20 protein-coding genes are annotated in these 20,426 nt (G+C 35.8%); 18 read left to right on the plus strand and 2 right to left on the minus strand.

Annotation, left to right across the window (positions count from 1 at the left end):
- Window positions 1-378: 378 nt before the first annotated feature.
- The 12 genes from C8E03_RS10275 (at window position 379) to C8E03_RS10325 (ending at window position 12,245) form a co-directional block, all read left to right on the plus strand.
- Window positions 379-2,004: an ABC transporter substrate-binding protein gene (locus C8E03_RS10275; RefSeq protein WP_170122968.1), complete on the plus strand. Its 1,626-nt coding sequence runs from the start codon at window positions 379-381 to the stop codon at window positions 2,002-2,004.
- A 57-nt stretch (window positions 2,005-2,061) separates the two neighbouring features.
- On the plus strand, window positions 2,062-3,018 hold the full coding sequence (locus tag C8E03_RS10280; RefSeq protein ID WP_094377775.1) for an ABC transporter permease: 957 nt from the start codon (window positions 2,062-2,064) through the stop codon (window positions 3,016-3,018).
- Between the two features lie 20 nt (window positions 3,019-3,038).
- Complete coding sequence (locus C8E03_RS10285) at window positions 3,039-3,959, plus strand: ABC transporter permease (RefSeq protein ID WP_094377776.1); 921 nt, start codon at window positions 3,039-3,041, stop codon at window positions 3,957-3,959.
- Between the two features lie 18 nt (window positions 3,960-3,977).
- The gene (locus tag C8E03_RS10290) at window positions 3,978-4,988 is read left to right on the plus strand and encodes an ABC transporter ATP-binding protein (protein ID WP_110290994.1); all 1,011 of its coding nucleotides are present in this window, start codon (window positions 3,978-3,980) and stop codon (window positions 4,986-4,988) included.
- Entirely contained in the window at window positions 4,978-5,934 is a 957-nt protein-coding gene (locus tag C8E03_RS10295; protein WP_094377778.1) for an ABC transporter ATP-binding protein, read from the plus strand. Before C8E03_RS10290 ends, C8E03_RS10295 begins: the two co-directional genes overlap by 11 nt.
- Before the next feature lie 29 nt (window positions 5,935-5,963).
- Window positions 5,964-6,086, plus strand: coding sequence for a hypothetical protein (locus tag C8E03_RS22600; protein ID WP_278321179.1), 123 nt, complete (start codon window positions 5,964-5,966; stop codon window positions 6,084-6,086).
- 71 nt (window positions 6,087-6,157) lie between these two features.
- Window positions 6,158-7,513, plus strand: coding sequence for an acyclic terpene utilization AtuA family protein (locus C8E03_RS10300; protein WP_094377779.1), 1,356 nt, complete (start codon window positions 6,158-6,160; stop codon window positions 7,511-7,513).
- A gap of 42 nt (window positions 7,514-7,555) precedes the next feature.
- The gene (locus C8E03_RS10305; RefSeq protein WP_094377780.1) at window positions 7,556-7,864 is read left to right on the plus strand and encodes an AtuA-related protein; all 309 of its coding nucleotides are present in this window, start codon (window positions 7,556-7,558) and stop codon (window positions 7,862-7,864) included.
- 2 nt (window positions 7,865-7,866) lie between these two features.
- Entirely contained in the window at window positions 7,867-9,570 is a 1,704-nt protein-coding gene (locus C8E03_RS10310; protein WP_110290995.1) for a CocE/NonD family hydrolase, read from the plus strand.
- 89 nt (window positions 9,571-9,659) lie between these two features.
- Window positions 9,660-10,841: an acetyl-CoA C-acetyltransferase gene (locus C8E03_RS10315; protein WP_110290996.1), complete on the plus strand. Its 1,182-nt coding sequence runs from the start codon at window positions 9,660-9,662 to the stop codon at window positions 10,839-10,841.
- Between the two features lie 85 nt (window positions 10,842-10,926).
- Entirely contained in the window at window positions 10,927-11,583 is a 657-nt protein-coding gene (locus tag C8E03_RS10320) for a CoA transferase subunit A (protein ID WP_170122969.1), read from the plus strand.
- On the plus strand, window positions 11,583-12,245 hold the full coding sequence (locus tag C8E03_RS10325; RefSeq protein WP_094377783.1) for a 3-oxoacid CoA-transferase subunit B: 663 nt from the start codon (window positions 11,583-11,585) through the stop codon (window positions 12,243-12,245). Before C8E03_RS10320 ends, C8E03_RS10325 begins: the two co-directional genes overlap by 1 nt.
- A 118-nt stretch (window positions 12,246-12,363) precedes the next feature.
- Here C8E03_RS10325 and C8E03_RS10330 read toward each other — a convergent pair whose 3' ends face one another.
- A complete protein-coding gene (locus C8E03_RS10330) occupies window positions 12,364-12,981 on the minus strand; it encodes an undecaprenyl diphosphate synthase family protein (protein ID WP_094377784.1) in 618 nt (205 codons plus the stop codon).
- A gap of 454 nt (window positions 12,982-13,435) precedes the next feature.
- Here C8E03_RS10330 and C8E03_RS10335 point away from each other — a divergent pair, with 454 nt between their 5' ends.
- From C8E03_RS10335 to C8E03_RS10350, 4 genes are all read left to right on the plus strand, one after another.
- Window positions 13,436-14,794 (plus strand): radical SAM/SPASM domain-containing protein, encoded by a 1,359-nt coding sequence (locus C8E03_RS10335; protein WP_170122970.1) that lies wholly within the window; start codon window positions 13,436-13,438, stop codon window positions 14,792-14,794.
- Complete coding sequence (locus C8E03_RS10340; protein ID WP_110290998.1) at window positions 14,781-15,968, plus strand: M50 family metallopeptidase; 1,188 nt, start codon at window positions 14,781-14,783, stop codon at window positions 15,966-15,968. Before C8E03_RS10335 ends, C8E03_RS10340 begins: the two co-directional genes overlap by 14 nt.
- A gap of 366 nt (window positions 15,969-16,334) precedes the next feature.
- Entirely contained in the window at window positions 16,335-17,183 is an 849-nt protein-coding gene (locus C8E03_RS10345; protein ID WP_110290999.1) for an ATP-binding cassette domain-containing protein, read from the plus strand.
- Window positions 17,184-17,200: 17 nt separating this feature from the next.
- Window positions 17,201-17,962, plus strand: a complete 762-nt coding sequence (locus C8E03_RS10350; RefSeq protein ID WP_110291000.1) for a hypothetical protein — start codon at window positions 17,201-17,203, stop codon at window positions 17,960-17,962.
- Window positions 17,963-18,118: 156 nt separating this feature from the next.
- Here the strand turns inward: C8E03_RS10350 and C8E03_RS10355 are convergent, their stop codons facing one another.
- Complete coding sequence (locus C8E03_RS10355) at window positions 18,119-18,565, minus strand: GatB/YqeY domain-containing protein (protein ID WP_110291001.1); 447 nt, start codon at window positions 18,563-18,565, stop codon at window positions 18,119-18,121.
- Window positions 18,566-18,746: 181 nt separating this feature from the next.
- On the opposite strand from C8E03_RS10355, the gene C8E03_RS10360 reads away from it, so the two are divergent.
- Together C8E03_RS10360 and C8E03_RS10365 are read left to right on the plus strand one after the other, a co-directional pair.
- Window positions 18,747-19,421 (plus strand): response regulator transcription factor, encoded by a 675-nt coding sequence (locus C8E03_RS10360; protein WP_094377790.1) that lies wholly within the window; start codon window positions 18,747-18,749, stop codon window positions 19,419-19,421.
- Window positions 19,414-20,397 carry a sensor histidine kinase gene (locus tag C8E03_RS10365; RefSeq protein WP_110291002.1) on the plus strand — a complete coding sequence of 328 codons (984 nt, stop codon included), beginning with the start codon at window positions 19,414-19,416 and terminating at the stop codon, window positions 20,395-20,397. The genes C8E03_RS10360 and C8E03_RS10365 overlap by 8 nt, the downstream gene beginning before the upstream one ends.
- The last annotated feature ends 29 nt before the right edge of the window (window positions 20,398-20,426 follow it).

Raw genomic sequence — 20,426 nt, forward strand, 5'->3', positions numbered from 1 at the left:
TAATCAAGCTAAAATTATAGGTAACACGTTGTACTAAAACGATATATAATACATCGAATTATATCGAATATCAGTGTAACTATAAAGTACTGTAATATAAAAATATCCAATATTGAAAGAAAAATTCTGAAATTAATTACTTTTAAGTATATGCATATGCAACTAAAGTTGTACATTATGTATCGATAATGCCAACTGATGTGATTGATAATGTACTAAATGTTGCGTATTTATTCAAAAATATAACTGAGCTTGTAAAAAATGTTGTAAAATGTCAAAAATTTAATTGACAGTAAGGCAGGTTGTATGTATAATAGGTATAACGTTGTAGTAAAACGTTGTATCAAATAACATATATCAATGTATAAGGAGGACAATATGAAAAAACAAATAATTGCTATTTTATTGACTGCTTGCATGGGGGCTTCGGTATTAGGCGGATGCGGCAGTTCAAAGGAATCAAGCAGTGATTCTGGTACTACTACAGAAAAAACGCAGACAACAACCACAGATTCTGCAACTACTGATGAATCAACAGGTGAACCAAAGTATGGAGGTGTATTAAAATATGCAACGCATATCACAGCAGCAACACCGGGTTATACTCCGGAAATCACCAATAATGCGGGACTTTTATATTTAACAACCGCTTATGAATCTCTTTTGTATTATGATGAGTCAGGTAATATTATACCTAAGCTGGCTACCGAGTGGACAACAGATGCCGATGAACCAAGCATTACCTGGACACTTCGTGAAGGAGTTCAGTTTGCCGATGGAACGGCATTTAATGCAGAGGCAGTAAAAAGAAACATCGAGGAATACCAAAGCTGTGAGAGAAATGAAACCAAAAATATCAAAGAATGTCAGGTCATTGATGATACCCATATTAAGATGATTCTGAATAACTGGAGCAGCTCCACACTAGAATCAGTTGGATTTTTCGTATATTACATGTCACCAACTGCTTTAGAGGATGTTGAGGCACTTAGAAACGCTTCCTGTGGAACAGGACCTTTCCAAGTTACCGAATTTCAAACAGGCGTTGCAACAAAATATGCAAAGAATGAGAATTATTGGCAGGAAGGCAAGCCATATTTGGACGGCGTTGAAATTTATGTAGTATCAGAACCAACTACCAGATCTTCTGCTTTTGAAGCCGGTGAATATGACATGATACATATGAATAATCTTACGGTGGCCAATGATTTAATTAATTCAGGTAAATATGTTGTCAATGAAAACACTTCAGGCCAAGGTTTGGTTACGACCGGTTTGATTCCAAACAGTGCTGACAGTACATCTCCGTTTGCAGATTACCGAGTAAGACAGGCTATGTGTTATGCAATTGATTCTGATGCCATTGCAAAAGCATTTGGTTATGGATTAATTAAAACAACGAACCAATGGGCAGCTCCGGGAGCTGTTACTTATGATGATACGTTAAAGAGTTTTGACTATAATCCGGAAAAAGCAAAAGAGTTGTTAACTGAGGCAGGATATCCGGACGGATTTACTACTACCTTAACCACAGACTCAGGAAGTAAAGATATGTTTACTGCAGCGGCTAATATGCTTGAAGAAGTAGGAATTCACTGTGAAATTGAATTAGTGGATGAAAGTACTGGTTCTAATTTGTATATGACAGGAACTTGGAAAGGAATTATGGGACACTATGCATCAATCGCACCTGACCTTGGACTTTACATGGGACGTCACCTGGATGTAGACGGTGCATTTTATGCAAAGGGAATTCAGCATCCACAAGAAGCGCAAGACTTATTAGAAAAGATTCGTGTGGCAGCAACCGATGAAGAAAAGATAGATTTAGAGCATCAAATGCAGCAGTTGATGTACAATTCAGAAACAGGACTTGCATTATTTGGAAAACCTCTCTTTATCCAGAATGAGCCAAATATCAAACAGTATTATGTAAAAGATGATAATTGTGGTGTTTGCCATGCAAGTACTTGGAATATTGAAAATTGCTGGTTAGATAAATAATAAATTGGAGGACGTTTATTATAAGCGTCCTCTAACTTTAGAAGCTAGGAGGTTCATATGAAGAATAAATTGCTTAAGATGATTATAAAGCGAATTGTTCAGTCCATTATAGTTGTTTTTGTGGTAACTTTAATGGTATTTCTCTTAATGCAGTTAGTGCCGGGAGATCCTATTGCAAACTTTTTAGGAGCAAATGCGACACAAGAACAAATTGAGCATTATACAAAGATATTTGGCTATGACCAGCCGGTACTTATTCAGTATGCGAAATGGATACAGGGATTGTTTCATGGAGAAATGGGACGTTCCGTAGCCTTACAAAAGGAAATTTCAGAGGTTATATTCCAACGGCTTGGCGTTACCATGTCAATTGTATTTCCGGCATTTATACTGGCTGTTGTATTAGCGATCATACTTGGAATTGTAGCGGCACTAAACAGAGGAACAATAATAGATTCCGCTATTTCATTTTTTGCCAATATCGGTATGTCTATGCCGATGTTTTGGTTTGGTATGATTTTGATTTTAACCTTTGGACTAAAGCTTGGAATTCTTCCAACTTCTGGCTACGTAGCGCCAAAGGATGGAATAGGAAATTGGCTCCTTCATTTAATCTTGCCAATGACTGTGCTTGCAATGGGACCACTTGCTCAGTTTACCAGACAGACCCGTTCCTCCATGCTTGAGGTAATCAGACAGGATTATGTAACCACCGCAAGAGCAAAGGGACTGAAGCAAAAGACAATTATATTCAGACATCAGCTTCGAAACGCTTTAATTCCAATTATTACCATTATGGGAGTTCAGCTTGGAGGTATGATAGGTGGAACAGTTTTAGTAGAAAGCATTTTTGTAGTGCCGGGACTTGGCAGCTTAATGATTTCCTCTATTCAGGGTAAAGACTTTATGGTAGTGGAAAATGGTGTCTTTATCATTGCAGTAGCAGTGGCAGTTTGTAACCTTATCGTGGATATTTTATATGGAATCATTGATCCGCGAATTAGAAATGACTAGTAAATAGGAGTGGAAAAACAATGCAGGAGAAGGAAAAAAGAAGAATAAAGTTAAAAAAAATATCAAATTCCAGAGTAGCTCGAGTGCTTTTAGCCAGAAAATCTGTTGTTGCCTGTCTAATTATACTTGCAGTTATGCTGATTGCCTCTGTTTTTGCACCATTTGTGGCACCATATGATCCATATAAGCAGGATTTAGTAAATATGTTAAAGCCTATGTCCTTTGAACATATCTTTGGAACTGATTCCATGGGACGTGATGTGTTATCACGAATTATTTATGGTGGCCGTGTATCCTTTACGGTTGGAGTGGTATCTGTTCTTTTGGCCGGCAGTGTCGGGATGATGCTAGGTCTGATTGCGGGTATGGCAGGTGGAATTGTGGATGCTGTTATCATGCGAATTATGGATGCCATGATGTCTATTCCAATGATTATTATGTCTCTATTTCTTGGAAGTATTTTTGGAAAAGGACTTGGAAACATTTGTCTAGCTATTGGTATCAGTATGATTCCAAGCTATGCTCGTGTGACAAGAGGACAGGTACTTACCGTAAGGGAAATGGATTACGTAACTGCAGGAACCCTTTGTGGTGCATCCAAAATTAAGAATACCATCAGCCATATACTTCCTAATTGTGTATCCTCAAATATTGTACTTATGACAATGAATTTGGGAAGTGCCATATTAAACGAAGCAGCATTAAGCTTTTTAGGAATGGGTATCAATCCCCCGACAGCAAGCTGGGGTGGTATGGTAAATGATGGATATAAATTCATGAGTTCCAATCCGGTTATCGCAATTGCGCCCGGTATTTTTATCATGGTAGTAGTCCTTTGCTTTAACATGGTTGGAGATGCACTTCGAGATGCACTAGATCCAAAGCTAAGAGGAACGCTTGGTAAAGGTAAGAAGAAAAAAATTATAAAACAGGCAATATAGGAAGGAAGGATATGCATTATGGCAGATAAACTTCTTGAGATAAAAAATCTTAGTATAGAGTATAACACAGAAATTGCAACGGTTTATGCTGTAAATGGTATGAATCTGTCGTTAGACCACGGAGAAACCTTAGGCCTTGTTGGCGAAACAGGTGCCGGCAAAACAACTACAGCCTTAAGCATTATGCGCCTTCTTCCGGAAGGAATCGGAGAGGTGACCGCAGGAAGTATTCTGTTGGACGGCCATGATATGCTTAAAATATCAGAGGAGGATGTCAGAAATCTAAGGGGCAATACCGTTTCCATGATATTTCAGGATCCAATGTCCAGTCTAAATCCGGTTATGACAGTAGGAGATCAGATATTAGAAGTTCTTGCAATTCACAATGAGAATGTAAGCAAAGACGAATTAAATAAGAAAGTAGATCAGATGATGGAGCTGGTTGGTATTCCGGCAAATAGAAAAAATGAATATCCACATGAGTTTTCAGGCGGAATGAAGCAAAGAATCATCATTGCCATAGCACTGGCATGTGAGCCAAAACTGATTCTTGCTGATGAGCCAACTACTGCTTTAGACGTTACAATACAGGCTCAAATGCTCGGACTAATCAATGATTTGCAAAAGCGTCTGAATACAGCTATGATTTTAATCACGCATGATTTAGGTGTTGTTGCGCAGACCTGTGAAAAGGTTGCGGTTATGTACGCCGGAGAAGTCATTGAGTATGGTAGGGCAGAACATATTTTTAGCGGAAAGTATCTTCATCCATATACACAGGGGCTATTTAATGCAATACCTAAATTAGATGAAGACGTAAAAAGACTGGAAACCATTGACGGAATGATACCAGATCCTACTGAAAGAATGGAAGGCTGTCGCTTTGCATCACGCTGCAAATATGCTAAGGAGCGATGTAAAAAGGCTCCTGATATGATAGAGATAGAAGAACAACATTATATAAAATGTCATTTATTTGCTGAAAGCAAGGATAAAAATGCTGGAAGGGATGAAAAAGATGGAAGATAAAGTATTAGTCGAAGTAAAGGATCTGAAAAAATATTTTAAGACCTCAAAGGGCATGCTGCATGCGGTAGATGGGATATCCTTCAAGATTAAAAAGGGAAAAACTCTCGGTGTGGTAGGAGAATCCGGTTGTGGAAAATCTACACTTGGCAGGCTGTTACTTCACTTGCACGAAGCAACAGACGGACAGATTATCTATGATAATGAAGATATCACCAAATACAACACAAAGCAAATGCACGAGATTCGAAAAAAAATGCAGATGATTTTTCAAGATCCTTCCGCATCTTTGGATCCCAGAAAATCAGTAAGAGATTTGATCGGTGAACCAATTAAAATGTATAAAGCATACAAAAACAAAGCTGACTATGAGCAGCAGGTGGCTCAAATAATGAAAATTGTAGGCTTATCGGAGCGTTATGTAGACAGCTATTCCCATGAATTAGATGGAGGCCGTCGTCAAAGAATTGGTATTGGAAGAGCATTGGCTATGAATCCAGAATTTATCGTATGTGATGAGCCGGTTTCGGCGCTTGACGTTTCCATACAGGCACAGGTATTAAACCTACTCATGGATCTTCAGGAGGAAAAGGGTTTAACCTATATCTTTATTACACACGACTTGAGTGTAGTAAAACATATCAGTCATGAAATTGCTGTTATGTATCTGGGACAGTGTGTAGAATATGCTACGACACAAGAGCTATTTAGAAATCCCATGCATCCGTATACACAAGGCTTATTGGATGCTGTTCCAGTTCCAAGCCTTGGGGGTAAAAAACTTTCTACACAAATTATGCGCGGTGAATTAACAAGTCCAATTGAGCCAAAGCCGGGCTGCCGCTTTGCAGCACGCTGTCCCAAGGCAAGAGAATGCTGTAAGGGCAAGGATATTCCGATTAAAGAGGTATCACCAGGACACTTTGTTGCATGTACTTTATTTGATTAAAAGATAGTAATATTCAAAAGAGAAAAATTATGACATTACAAAGGGGCAGGCTATTCAATATGCTAGAATTTAGTGAGTATTTAGCTGCTTATCAATATATAGATGCGAACAAAGAGACAACAATGAAAGTAATCATCAATGTTCAGGAATAGGATGTCTAAATAAAAGAGCGGTGGAGTGGTAAAGCATTCCACAATATTATAAAGAAAGAGGGGACATCATTATGAGAACAATTCGAATAGGAAGTGGAGCCGGTTATGCCGGTGACCGAATTGAACCTGCAGTCGAGCTGATGGAGAAAGGTAATTTAAATTATATTATTTTTGAATGCCTTGCAGAACGTACCATCGCCTTAGGACAGAAGGAAAAATTAAAGGATGCTACAAAGGGATACAATTCTTTTTTGGAATATCGTATGAATCATATTCTTCCATTATTGAAAGATAATAATATTAAAGTTATTACTAATATGGGAGCTGCCAATGTAAAAGCAGCAGCAGATAAAACATTAGAAATAGCCAACCAACTTGGTGTAAAGGGGATAAAAATTGCATATGTAACAGGAGATGACATCTCTGATAATCTGGATTTCTATGCCGATTATAAGGTATTAGAAACGGGGTACCAGCTTAAAGAAATGAAAGCAAACATCATGTCTGCCAATGCCTATATGGGCTGTGAGGGTATAACAGAGGCACTAAAAAATGGAGCAGATGTAGTCATTACAGGAAGAGTGTCAGATCCTGCACTTGTAATTGGAGCACTTGTCTACGAATTTGGATGGGACGCAGATAAGGATGCGGATAAGATGGGACAGGCAGTACTTGCCGGACATTTATTAGAATGTGCAGGACAAGTAACAGGTGGTTATTACGCAGATCCGGGTTATAAAGAAGTTCCTAATTTGGATAGACTTGGATATCCGCTCGTGGAAATAGATGCAAGCGGTGCTTTTGTTCTTTCAAAGGTTGAAGGTTCTGGCGGTATTATTACAACGGATACCTGCAAGGAGCAGATGATTTATGAAATACATAATCCCAAAGCCTATTTAACTCCTGATGCCATTGCAGATTTTTCAAAGGTTAAGTTCACTCAGGAAGGTAATGACAGGGTACGTGTTGAGAATGCCACATCACATGGAAAACCAAAAGAATTAAAGGTAAGCATTGGGTATGAGGATTGTTATATCGGGGAAGGTGAGATTTCCTATGGCGGAGCTAACTGCTTAAGCAGAGCGAGACTTGCAGAGGATGTGGTTCGAAAAAGACTAAATCTTATCGGTGCTAAGCTAGAGGAATACCGCTGTGATTATATTGGCTATAATTCCTTGTATCGTGACAAGCTGTCTACTTTGCCAAATGGAGAGACAAATTCAGAAATCAGACTTAGAATCAGTGGAAGGACGAAGGATGAATGGAATGCCGCACAAATAGCAAATGAGGTAGAGGCATTGTATACCAATGGTCCTGCCGGCGGTGGCGGAGTTGTAAAGAGGGTAGAACAAATTGTGTCTGTATGCTCTATCTTTGTAGCCAGAAAGGATGTTACTGCTACGGTTCATTATTTAGAGGTAGAATAGCATTCAAATTGAATATCTGGTCAGAAAAGGAGGAGGATAACTATGAAATTAAAGGAAATCGCTCATTCAAGAACAGGCGATAAGGGTGAAATATCAAACATTTCCCTGATAGCCTATAAAAAAGAAGATTATGCATTGCTAAAAGAAAAGATCACATCAAATAAGGTGAAAGAATATTTCAGCGAGATCTGCAAGGGAGAGGTAACCAGATATGAATTGGATGAAATTGGCGCCTTGAACTTTGTATTAGATAAAACGCTTGGCGGAGGAGTTACTCGCTCGCTTGCGCTTGACAAGCATGGAAAGTCTTTGGGAATGGCACTGCTTGAGATGGAAATCGAGGTGGACTAATCATGTCTGAAAGCAAATTAAATACAATCTGCGAATTAAGGCAAAAGGAATTTGAACTAACAAAATTTAAGCCAATTTATCCGGATTATAGCAAAGAAGAAATAATGCTTCCTATGACGGACAAAGTACGCTTAAAAACCACCATATTCAGACCTGTAAATGTAGATAAAACAGTGGAGGCAAAGCCTCTTCCCGTCATCATTGAGCGTACCTGTTATCCCGGTCAGGAAAAACTAAGAGATATAAACGGCGAAAACTTCGCAAAAAGAGGCTATATCTTTGTTTCACAATATTGTCGTGGAACCGGAGGTTCAGAGGGAGAATGGTTTCCCAATGTTAACGAAAGAGAAGATGGGCTTGCCACTCTTTTCTGGCTGAACAGCCAAAATTGGGCTGAAACAATTGGGTACTGGGGAAATTCCTATCTTGCGCTAACCGGATGGGCAATTGCCGATCGCGTACCTGATAAGGTCAAAGGCATGTGTCTGACACACTACGGAACGGACCGCTTTCAATCAGCCTATGAAAAAGGAATGTTTCGTCAGGACGTTTTAACTGCGTGGGCAATGGGAAATGCAGGCTTTCAGGTAGAAGCAGACTATATAGAATCCTGTAAATTTATGCCGCAATTAGAAGTAGATGAAAAGCTTTGGGGTAAAAAACTTGATTGGTACCGCGACTTAATTAGCAATGACCAAAGAGAGGATAGCTACTGGCAGCAGGGTTGGTGGAAAGAGCTTTATGAGATTACAAAACAAGTTAAGGTGCCTTTATACGTTAGAAGCGGTTGGTATGATCATCATCATGGTAGTGCTATGAACACATGGGATATGCTAAGTGAAGAAACGAAAGAGCATTCCTGGCTGGACATCGGTGGGTGGAATCACAGCTTTGAGCCTTGTCTGGAAGATTGTGAGATAAAGAATATCAATCATAGTGAAATCCTTGCTGTACTTGAATGGTTCGAGCTTATTTTGAAAAAAGGTAAACTTCCAGATAAGCGAATTCGCACATATGTAATTGGGTCTGATTTGTGGCTTGAATTTCCGGTATGGCCGTTGAAAAATCAAGAAAATAAGTCCTTTTATCTTACCTGTAAGGAAGATGTAAAAATACTACAGCAAAAGAAAGACGAAATAAATGGGAAATTGTCCTACCAATATGATCCTCAGAATCCAAACGATTCCTATGGTGTGGAATCCTTGCTTCAAAATATGAAAGCAAATGGCAGTCTGGTTCAGCCAGAGCCGGATTATCGTCAGGATGTATTAAGCTTTATTTCAGAACCTTTTACAAAGGATTTACAGATAATAGGAAAAATAAAAGTACATTTATATGTTTCCTCAAGTTGTCCTGACACCGCATTTACTGCCAAAATAATAGAAGTAAGAGAAAATAAAAAAGCTTACAGCATACGTTCCGGTATTACGAGCCTATGCCACGATATAGGACATTCCTATGAGCCTCAAGCTATTGAGTGCGTGACAATAGAAATGTGGGATATTGCCTATCAGTTAAGGAAAGGCTCTAGGCTTCGTATTGACATTTCCTCCTCTGATTTTCCACAATATCATGTGCACAGCAATTATGCAGGAGTATGGTCCTTGCAGGATAAAACGCAAAAGGCAGTTCAGACTATATTTTACGGAGAAACGTATCCGTCCTATATAGAAATACCATATAAAAGATGCAATGAGATGGAATAAAGACAAATAGCTATAAGTGAGTATGGATATTGTGAACGATAAAGTGAAACAATTGCCGTTCTTTCTTAAATGGCAAAATGGAGAAAAATATGAGAGAAGTAGTTATTGTTTCAGCGGTAAGAACCGCAATCGGAAGCTTTGGAGGTACACTAAAGGATATATCAGCAATCGAACTTGGTAAAATTGCAGCAATCGAAGCAATCAAAAGAGCAGGCATTGACAGCAGCGAAATAGATGAGGTTTTGATAGGAAATGTTCTATCGGCCGGGCAGGGACAAAACGTAGCAAGGCAGGTTGCAATGCAGGCAGGGATTCCCAATAAGGTACCGGCGCTCACGGTAAGCAAGGTTTGTGGATCCGGCCTTCGTGCCATAAGTCTTGCGGTACAGACGATTAAGGCAGGTGATAATGACATTGTACTGGCAGGTGGTACTGAAAGCATGAGCAATGCAGCCTATGTTTTAAAAAAGGCACGCTTTGGCTATAAAATGGGAGAGGGAGCACTCGTTGATACTATGATTACGGATGGGCTTTGGGATGCTTTTCATAATTATCATATGGGAATCACCGCCGAGAATATTGCTAACAGGTGGAATATATCGAGAGAAATGCAAGATAAATATGCTGCAAGAAGCCAGCAAAAAGCGGAAGCAGCAATTGTAGGGGGAAAATTCAAGGAAGAAATTGTTCCTGTCAAAATACCTCAAAAAAGAGGGGATACAATTGTGTTTGACACAGATGAGTTCCCAAGATTTGGAACAATTAAGGAAAATCTATCAAAGCTGTCGCCAGCCTTTCAAAAGGATGGAACGGTAACGGCAGGCAATGCATCAGGAATCAATGACGGTGCAGCAATGATTGTTTTAATGGCAAAAGAAAAGGCCAAAGAGCTTGGCGTTCCTATTTTAGCGACGGTAAAGGCCTATGCTTCCGCAGGTGTTGACCCTTCCATTATGGGATATGGTGTAGTTCCTGCTTGTGAAAGGGCGTTGGATTTAGCAGGTCTTTCGTCAAAGGATATTGAATTAGTAGAGGCAAATGAAGCGTTCGCTGCTCAAGCCTTGCAGGTATGTAAAGAGCTTGGATTTGATGAAGAAAAGACAAACGTCAATGGTGGTGCAATTGCACTTGGCCATCCAATTGGCTGCTCAGGAGCAAGAATACTTGTCACACTGCTTCATGAAATGAAGAAAAGAGAAGCAAAAACAGGCTTGGCATCCTTGTGTATCGGCGGGGGTATGGGAACAGCCATGATAGTAGAACGAGATTAAAATAAAATTCGACAGATATATGGTCTAATCATTTATTTTACATAGAGGAACAAAGCCGTCAAAGGATGGCGGAATGGAGCGAGGTATGATTAATAAAATACTATCACTAGAAGAAGCAATGGCATTTCTACATGATGGAGATACTGTTATGATAGGAGGCTTCATGGCTTGTGGCACTCCGGAAATATTTATGGATGAAATTGTAAAAAAAAATATAAAGAACTTAAAGGTTATTGCCAATGATACAGGCGTTCCGGGAAAGGGAATCGGTAAGCTAATCAGTGCCAAATTAATTAAGGAGCTGACGGCATCACATATTGGATTAAATCCTGAAACAGGAGCACAAATGACGGCAGGCGAGCTTAAGGTAACTCTTGTGCCGCAAGGTTCTCTAGCAGAAATGATACGAGCAGGAGGAGCAGGACTTGGAGGTGTATTGACTTCTACTGGTGTTGGAACGGAAATAGAAGAGGGAAAGCAAAAAATTACCTTGAATGAGAAAGAGTACTTGATTGAGCTGCCGCTTTCGGCAGACGTTGCTTTCATACATGGAAGCGTAGTGGATAAGGCAGGAAATGTATTTTATAATTCCACTACAAGGAATTTTAATTCTATTATGGCAACCGCAGCCAAAACGGTTATTGTGGCAGCAGAAAAAATAGTAGAAATCGGAGAATTGGATGCAAATCATATCATGACACCTGGTATATTTGTAGACTATATTGTAGGAGGTGAAGGCTGATGGCAAGTGCAAAGGAAATGATTGCGTATCGTGCAGCACAGGAATTAAGTAATGGTGATGTGGTAAATCTAGGAATTGGACTTCCTACGCTGGTAAGTAACTATATTCCGCCGGATGTACACATTATTCTACAATCAGAAAACGGAATACTTGGAATGGGCGAGCTATGTATGCTAGGTGAAGAAGATAAGGATTGCGTTAATTCCGGTAATCAATTTGTAAAGGTATTGCCTGGTGCCTCTTATTTTGACAGTGCTACTTCCTTTGGAATCATTCGAGGAGGTCATGTTGATATTACCATACTTGGAGCACTTCAGGTGGATGAGACAGGAACACTTGCAAGCCACATTGTACCCGGGAAGATGGTACCAGGAATGGGCGGTGCAATGGACCTTGTGGAAGGTGCCAAAAAAGTAATTATAGCAACCACCCATACAGCAAAGGGTGCACCGAAATTGCTGAACAAGGTAACACTACCAATTACCGCAGTCAATAAGGTGGACATGATTATAACAGAGTTAGCTGTCATTGAAGTGACAAAGGAAGGCTTTCTTCTAAAGGAAATTGCGCATGATACAACTGCTGAAGAGGTACAAAACCTAACTGAGGCGAAGCTGCTTGTCAGCAGTGAGCTAAAGACAATGTTACCTTATCAAGAGTAACGTAAAATCAATATATAAATTACAGTGCTTTAGGCGATTACCCAATGAGTGTTTTGTCACTGATTGCGTAATCGCCTTATAATTTGTAATATCAATTTGAAATTATTGAAATCATGTATCAGCCGCCTAAGGTAACATCCTGCTTATCATACCAAACAAGAGCCGAAGACAGATGCTCTTTCTTAAAATCAGGCCATAAATCCTCTACAATATAGAAATCAGAATAGACAGATTGAACAGGTAAAAGCCCGGATAATCTACGCATACCGCCCCAACGGATAATCAAATCAATTCTTGATACATCATTTGAATAAATAGCACTGTTTTGACCAATTCCAGATAAGTCCCATTCCCAGCCGTAATTAACTAAAAAGTTTACCTTGATTCCTCCTCCGTTGATCTTTGTTCTTTTTGTATAAGGAATTAATTCTTTTGGAAAGCATTTTGATTTTGTATTTCCAATCACAAGTAACGAACATCCCTCTTTAGCAATTAAGTGAACCGCTTCGACACAAGCTTTTGTAAAAGCTTTTAGCTGTTCAGCAGGGCGTTTGCAATTATCTACTGTGAAGCCATAAAAAGTAATTTCAGAAATCCCAATCTCTTTGGCAAGCTTTAGTACCGATACACCGGGTAAAAGTCCAAAGTCATAGCCGTCTGCCTTATTCATATGATGCTTAACTGCCCAACGTCTGTTGCCATCAGGGATAATGGCTATATGCGAAGGTAATCTCAAACTTATCACTCCAATCTTATGCTTTATAAACATAGCAGGCAAGCTTGCCTGATTTAACTATGACAAAAAATTCTTATATAAAGTATTGCCATTTTCATCGAAAATAAACCACATACAAATTCCACTTATTAATTCTTACAAATTCATTTAACGAAAACTTGAACGGCATTTATTAAATGTGAAACGCAGATTACATTTTAGTTTCGAAAGAAACAACTTTAATAAAGTCAACTAAAAAAATAGTCTTTTTATGCTTTTAAATAGTCTATTTATGTTATATAGGTAGAAGTATACGTAAAAAAGCAATATAATTTTAAGCATATAAATATATATGATCGAGCTTACTTATAACAAAATGATTAAAGAGCAGTTGGATTATGGAATGTATATATATAATTATAAATTGTTACTTGTTTTACTAAAATTGGTAAAGACTGAAAGGAGTAAATTATCAGTGAATCATTTAGTTTTTAAATTAAAATGTGATACGAAAGATTACGATGTCTTATATTGGGTGGATGAGGCAAAAATCGCGCGAATTAGTAAGACGTATGATATAGACAAAATACAATTATTAGAAAATATCGACCATAATTTAGACCAACCTAAATTAAGATTAGGGCATGAAAAAGTCGGAGTAACTTTTATGTCAGCAAGGACGTGCAATCTTAGATGCAGGTATTGCTTTGCCGGAGAAGGGGAATATGGGAATGTAGAATCTAAACCAAAATATATGACTTACGAATTATATATGAAGTCAATAAAAATGGTTCTAGATATGTATCAAGAAGGAATCAAGAGCATATCCTTTTTTGGAGGAGAACCATTAATCGGCTATAAAGAAATAAGCAAAGTTATTCCAGATATTCTTAATTTATTTGAAGAGAAACATTTAGATCCGCCATTATTTTCAGTAATTACAAATTTAGTTCTAATTGATCAAGAAATTATAAACTTTATAAAGAAATATAATATAAAAGTTGCCATTAGTTTAGATGGGGATAAAGAGATTAATGATATTGCAAGAATTGGCATTACAAAAGAAATGAGTGTTTATGATTCGGTGATGAGAGGGGTTGATTTATTAAAATCGAATCATGTTAATTTTCTATTACAAGCGACTATTAATCAACATCATTTAGAGATGTATGAGCCAGGAGCTGCTATTAAATGGGCTGAAAGTATAGAGAGAACAGGGTGCTCTAATTTTACTGTAGTACCAGTAGAAAGTAGTGTTACAGATCTTCAAATATCTGGGACAGATGCTCTAAAAAAACTTGATATGTTTACAAGAGAAATAACACAATATTACTTAAAAAAATTGGTAACAGAAAATGATATGAAAGTTATTCCTACAGGCATTGTATCACCAATATTTCAAATTATAAAAAAGAAAAAAGAAAAAAGCTGTACAGCAGGGCATTCTTTATTTATTGACACAGATGGACGTGCCTATCCTTGTCATACCTTTTGTAATTTTGATGATGCTTGTATTGGGGATATACAAAAAGGCTTAATAAAAAAACAAGTTGAAAAGTATGCTAATTTATCCAGATTTGATGGGGAAGAATGTAAGGAGTGCATTGCCAGAAATATTTGCGTACTTTGGTGTAAGGGGATTCAGTTATTATCTAATGGTGATTTGTATAAAGTTTGTGAACCAAGGTGTGTATATCAAAAAGCTATCATGGAAGAATGTATCAAATTTTTGGCAGAATTGAAAAAAGACAGTGGGGAATATCGCAATTTGATACATAACTATAAAAATATCTTAAATAAGTTGGGAAGTGAAGGTTTCCTTGTTAAAAGATGAATGTATGATACCACAAATAGTAGATGACATATTTTTAGCAAAGGATTGTTTTCGAGGTAAAACTAAATATTTTATGGCAAGTGAAAAGAAATCTCAATATTTGAAGCTGAATGAATTTCAGTATCAAATTTTTAGTGAATTCTTACCTTATCTCAAAGAGGAAAGAAATGAAAAAATTCTGAATGAAAAGTGCTATGAAATAAGCAAAGGAAAAATTACAATTAAAAATGTATTAAATATTTTATATAAATATAACTTATTTGAGGATAGTAAAAATAAATCTGTATCGAAAGTAATGATAGACTTCAACAGCAAAAAAATTGTTGAAATTTCTTTAGAAAATTTTCAAAAGGCATATAGTAAAATTTTTAATGTTATGTATTACATACTTTTAGCTATCTTATTTGCTACATTTTTATTGACAATATATGAAGTTTCTTTTATGCATGAAGACTTAATAAATACATTTAAAAAATCAGTTTTTAATTGGGATCAAATAAATGTAATTTCTATTCTATATATTATTGTGGAAATTTTTCTTTCGATAATATTGCATGAACTCGGACACTTATTAGTTGCAAATAAGAACGGGTTTATATGGAAAAGCCTAAATATTTCTTTTATTTGGGGAATTAGTCCTGTTTTTTTTATTCGCTATAAAAATTTTTGTATAAATCGGAGCATAGATAAAATAAAAGTTTTATCAGCCGGAGTCATAATAAATATTTTACAGATTTGTGTGTACTTACAATTATGTTTGTTAACGCAAAGTTGGATATTTGCAATAGGAATTTACGTTAATTTAAGCTGTGTTATTAATTGCATGATACCTTTAGGAACAAGTGATGGATACCATTTATTGTCAGTATTATTTGGGTTTGAAAGCGCAAGGTGGAAGGCTTTGACGCTTATAAGCCAGATGCTAAATAATCCCCGTGAAATGCTTAAGCAAAATTCAAAAGATGATATTTTATTTATGATATATGTTGTGATTTCATATGTTCTGGGAATTTATGGATGCATTCAATTAATAAAAGCTGTACTGGAAACTTTTAATATTTTAAATATAAATAATTGCGTTATAACAATAGTTGTAGTTGGAATTTTTACAACAACAACTATCATATATATAAAAAAGTTTTTACAAAGTTTAAAAAGTTTACAAGTTAAGTAAATTCTCAGAAAGGAGGTGAAATATGATGATAGAATATGCAGAAGAGTTTGAAGAACTAGAAGAAATGGAGGAAATAATTACTCCAGCAGCAGGTATTGCTTGGTGCTGCAACTAGCAAACATCATATAATGTCAAAAGTAAAGATGTGAAATATGATGATAGAATATGCAGAAGAGTTTGAAGAACTAGAAGAAATGGAGGAAGTAATTACTCCAGCATCAGGTATTCTTGTTTGCTGTAATTAAATAGTTACATAAGCATCAAAGGATACAAATCTATAAATGAAGTGAGCCATTACATAATAATTAAACATTTTTTATGTAATGGTTCTTTAATTATAATATTTATTGAGAAAGGAATTTGATAATGAAAGAAGGTATTATAGTAGAATCCGTGTTTAAAAAATATGGAGATATCAATGCTTTAAACGATATTAATATTAAACTTGAATATGGTGCAATATATGGTATTTTAGGCAGAAATGGAGCAGGCAAATCAACTTTAATAAATATAATTTCAAATCGGATATTTAGTGATAAAGGGAGAGTAAGCTTAAACGGAGTTTCTGTACGGGAGAACGATTTGGCATTACAAGATATTTATGTGATGTCAGAACAAAAATATTATCCCCCAAAAATGAAAGTGAAAGATTTAATATATTGGACGAAAAAATTTTATCCAAGTTTTGATTTAGAGTACTCAAAAGAAATTTCTTCATTATTTGATTTGAATTGGAATAAAACTGTGGAATCACTATCAACCGGTTATTCTTCTATATTGAAAATTGTAATTACATTATCTATAAACGTACCTTTTGTTTTTCTTGATGAACCTGTACTGGGGTTAGATATTAATCATAGAGATTTGTTTTATAAAAGTTTAATGAAAAGATTTAAAGATTGTAAGAATACATTTGTGATATCAACTCATTTAATAGAAGAATTATCAGATATAATAGAAAAAGTTATTCTTATCAAACAAGGTAAGGTGTTAATAGATGAATCAAAAGATACTTTGCTTGAAAGGGCTAGAAAAGTAACAGGTTCAAAAGAAATTATTGCTAATTATATAAAAAATGAAGATATAATTGCAACTGAGAATTCAGGTGATATATATAAAGCTTACTTATTAACGAATACAGATTATAGTGGCATAAAAGATATTACAATTGAAAAATTAGGTTTACAGGAATTATTTTTAAAATTGACTAACTAATGGATTGGAGATTTATGATGAGAAAAAAAGTTTCAATACTATATCAAATAAGTGAGTTGAAAAATTCAATAATAACTTTATATGTAATTGTGATTTGCATTATGGCCTTAACAATTATACTCCCATGGGGAAAATTTGATCCAAGCTTCGACTATTATAATTCAAGATTTAACGGTCTGGAAATTATTACAGCTATATTCTTATTTATTAAAGGAACTCATTTTTTTAAAAATGATTTCATGATGCTAATGCAAAACTCTGTTTCTCGAAAGAGTATATTTATAAGTAAATGTTATGTAATTTTTATTGTAGGTTTCGCTATGTCTATTATAGGTAATTTAATATTAGTGATTGGTAATATGATACCCAATAAAAATAGTATTAATATATTTCAGGGAATCTACGATATGCTTTTCCACCAGAGAGTAATGCAATATAGTGATTTCAGAATTTTTTTTGAAAGCTTATTATTTTCTTTTGTATTTTATTTATTTTTTTATTGTTTTGGATATTTATTCATTGTTATAAAGAATCAAATGTCAAGAAAATTGAAAATAATATTAATTACAGCTATTTCAAGCTTTTTTATAATAATATTGCCATTTATTAATGCATTAAGCAATAATAAAATCAATGATATTCTTTTAAGAAGTTTAAATATTGCGTTGGGAATTTCATCTGGCAATTCTTTTGCCTTAATGTTAACTTTAATTACTATAATGATTATTTCTTTCTGCATTATTTATTATTATATCCAAAGAGCAGTTTTTGCGGATTAATATGAGAGAGTGAAAAATTGTCTATCTGTGCAGGGAGAATGGAGCCTTCTGCCTCATAAGCAAGGAATCCAAATCAAGTAATAAGGGCAAGTATTTCTTCTTAGAAAAAGACTTGTCCTTTTTTATTTCATAATAGATGAAACAACATAGAAGACATTATTTTAGCAATGCTCCTACCACCTCATTTACCAGCTTACCATCTGCAATGCCCTTTACCTTTGGCATTAATTCTTTCATAATTTTACCTTTGTCTTTCGCAGTTGGGGAATCGATTCCAAGACCCTTTAATACTTCGTTGACAATGATCTTGATGTCATCCTCACTCATCATTTTAGGTGCATATTCTTCTAATACGGCAATACGAGCATTACATTCTTCAACGATTTCGGTTCTGTCTGCCGGAGTCAGTTCCAAGGTTTCTTTCGTTTGCCTGATTTCCTTTACAATAACTTCATTTTCTTCGTCTACGGTTAAATCGCTTCTCTTATCGATTGCTTTATTTTTTAGTGCGGATAACAATAAGGAAAGAGAGTCTTTTCTTTCTTTATCGCCTGCTTTCATAGCAGTGACCATTGCTGCTCTTACTTCATCAATTTTGCTCATTTTGATACCTCCATTTTAATTGTCTGATTAAATTATAAAAGGTATCCCATAATTTGTAAAGACTGATATCGAATTGACACAGTAAGCTTCAGATGATATTCTTAAAAATAATAATAAAGCTGAGAGCTTAGAACAGTTTCGCTCTGACAGTGTACATGCAATTGCATTATGGGAGAAGAAGATGTATCAGATATTAATTGTAGAAGATGATAAAACAATAGAGAGTAATTTAATCGAAAGTCTTGGCAAGTGGGGTTTTATGGCTGTAGGAGTCAAGGATTTATCAAATGTTACAGCGGAGTTTGCAAATGTCAATCCGCAAATCGTATTAATGGACATTTCCCTGCCCTTTTACAATGGGTTTTATTGGTGCAGTGAAATCCGTAAGCTTTCCAAGGTTCCGATTATTTTTATTTCCTCGGATTCGGATAATATGAGTATTGTTATGGCAATCAATATGGGTGGAGATGATTTTATTACAAAGCCATTTGCGATGGAGGTTGTGGTAGCTAAGGTACAGGCATTACTTCGGCGTGCATATGATTACAGGCCCGAAACCAATCAACTCGAGCATAAGGGGGCAGTGCTGAATTTAAATGATGCTTCTTTATATTATAGTGATAGTAAAATTGATTTGACAAAAAATGAATTTCGAATTCTGGAAATTTTGATGGAGAATAAAAATGAAGTGGTATCAAGAGACCGGATTATGAAAAAGCTATGGGATAATGACAGCTTTATTGATGACAATACACTTACAGTGAATCTGAATCGCTTGAGAAAGAAATTAGAAGCAAGAGGACTTTTGGACTTTATTGATACCAAAAAAGGATTGGGGTATCTTATACATGATTAAAGATTATTTAAAATGCAAAAGAGATATTGCGTTTAGTATGTTTATTGCAGTTATCATATTTCCTTTCTTTGAAAATTTATTAAATATTGGTTTGGAAGATTCCATATATAGTGTTTTACTTTATCTTGCCATTATGCTAATCTATCTGCTTTATGATTTTTATCATTTTACCAAAAGATATCAAAAGCTTGAGGATGTACTAGATAACATAACAATTGACATGCAAGAACTTCCGAAAGAGAAAAACCCCTATGATGTAAAATACAGTGAAATCATAAAAAGCCTGTATGAGGTAATCCATGATGCACTGAGTCAAATCGATAAAAAACACACGGATGCGCTGGAGTATTATACGCTTTGGATTCATCAAATCAAAACACCAATATCAGCCATACATTTAGTGCTTCAAAACATGGAAGATATTCCCCAAAAGGCTGTTATCAGTCAGGAATTATTTAAACTCGAGCAGTATGTGGAACTGGCACTTCAATTTGTAAAAATTGGAAATATTGAAGCAGATCTCGTGATTAACCAATATTCTTTGGGTGACATGATTCGCCAAAGCGTAAGAAAATATTCTGTTCTTTTTATTTATAAGGGCTTAGGCGTCGATGTAAGAGGCTGTGACCAGATGATTACGAGTGATAGCAAGTGGTTTACATTTATTATAGAACAAATATTATCCAATGCAATCAAATATTCCAATAAAGGAAAAATACAAATTTACACAAAAGAGGATGAAAAGGAAATTTGTCTTACGATCGAGGACTTTGGTATAGGGATTAGGAAAGAGGATATGAAACGGATTTTTCAAAAGGGCTATACAGGCTTTAATGGAAGAATGGACAAAAAAGCAAGTGGAATAGGACTCTATCTTTCAAAAAAGGTAGCAACAGCTCTCAACCATACCATTACGATCGAATCAGAGGTTTCGAAAGGAACTAGGGTGCGTATATGGATTAAAAAATATTCTTAAGTGACAAAAATGTAAGATTAGAAGAAGAA

Source organism: Lachnotalea glycerini, from assembly GCF_003201285.1.
In the GTDB taxonomy this organism is placed as follows: domain Bacteria; phylum Bacillota; class Clostridia; order Lachnospirales; family Lachnospiraceae; genus Lachnotalea; species Lachnotalea glycerini.

Excerpts from the sequence above, each read along its gene's own strand:
- C8E03_RS10275 (WP_170122968.1), top strand. The coding sequence starts at position 379 with ATGAAAAAACAAATAATTGCTATTTTATTGACTGCTTGCATGGGGGCT.
- C8E03_RS10280 (WP_094377775.1), top strand. The coding sequence starts at position 2,062 with ATGAAGAATAAATTGCTTAAGATGATTATAAAGCGAATTGTTCAGTCC.
- C8E03_RS10285 (WP_094377776.1), top strand. The coding sequence starts at position 3,039 with ATGCAGGAGAAGGAAAAAAGAAGAATAAAGTTAAAAAAAATATCAAAT.
- C8E03_RS10290 (WP_110290994.1), top strand. The coding sequence starts at position 3,978 with ATGGCAGATAAACTTCTTGAGATAAAAAATCTTAGTATAGAGTATAAC.
- C8E03_RS10295 (WP_094377778.1), top strand. The coding sequence starts at position 4,978 with ATGGAAGATAAAGTATTAGTCGAAGTAAAGGATCTGAAAAAATATTTT.
- C8E03_RS22600 (WP_278321179.1), top strand. The coding sequence starts at position 5,964 with ATGACATTACAAAGGGGCAGGCTATTCAATATGCTAGAATTTAGTGAG.
- C8E03_RS10300 (WP_094377779.1), top strand. The coding sequence starts at position 6,158 with ATGAGAACAATTCGAATAGGAAGTGGAGCCGGTTATGCCGGTGACCGA.
- C8E03_RS10305 (WP_094377780.1), top strand. The coding sequence starts at position 7,556 with ATGAAATTAAAGGAAATCGCTCATTCAAGAACAGGCGATAAGGGTGAA.
- C8E03_RS10310 (WP_110290995.1), top strand. The coding sequence starts at position 7,867 with ATGTCTGAAAGCAAATTAAATACAATCTGCGAATTAAGGCAAAAGGAA.
- C8E03_RS10315 (WP_110290996.1), top strand. The coding sequence starts at position 9,660 with ATGAGAGAAGTAGTTATTGTTTCAGCGGTAAGAACCGCAATCGGAAGC.
- C8E03_RS10320 (WP_170122969.1), top strand. The coding sequence starts at position 10,927 with ATGATTAATAAAATACTATCACTAGAAGAAGCAATGGCATTTCTACAT.
- C8E03_RS10325 (WP_094377783.1), top strand. The coding sequence starts at position 11,583 with ATGGCAAGTGCAAAGGAAATGATTGCGTATCGTGCAGCACAGGAATTA.
- C8E03_RS10345 (WP_110290999.1), top strand. The coding sequence starts at position 16,335 with ATGAAAGAAGGTATTATAGTAGAATCCGTGTTTAAAAAATATGGAGAT.
- C8E03_RS10350 (WP_110291000.1), top strand. The coding sequence starts at position 17,201 with ATGAGAAAAAAAGTTTCAATACTATATCAAATAAGTGAGTTGAAAAAT.
- C8E03_RS10355 (WP_110291001.1), bottom strand. The coding sequence starts at position 18,565 with ATGAGCAAAATTGATGAAGTAAGAGCAGCAATGGTCACTGCTATGAAA.
- C8E03_RS10360 (WP_094377790.1), top strand. The coding sequence starts at position 18,747 with ATGTATCAGATATTAATTGTAGAAGATGATAAAACAATAGAGAGTAAT.
- C8E03_RS10365 (WP_110291002.1), top strand. The coding sequence starts at position 19,414 with ATGATTAAAGATTATTTAAAATGCAAAAGAGATATTGCGTTTAGTATG.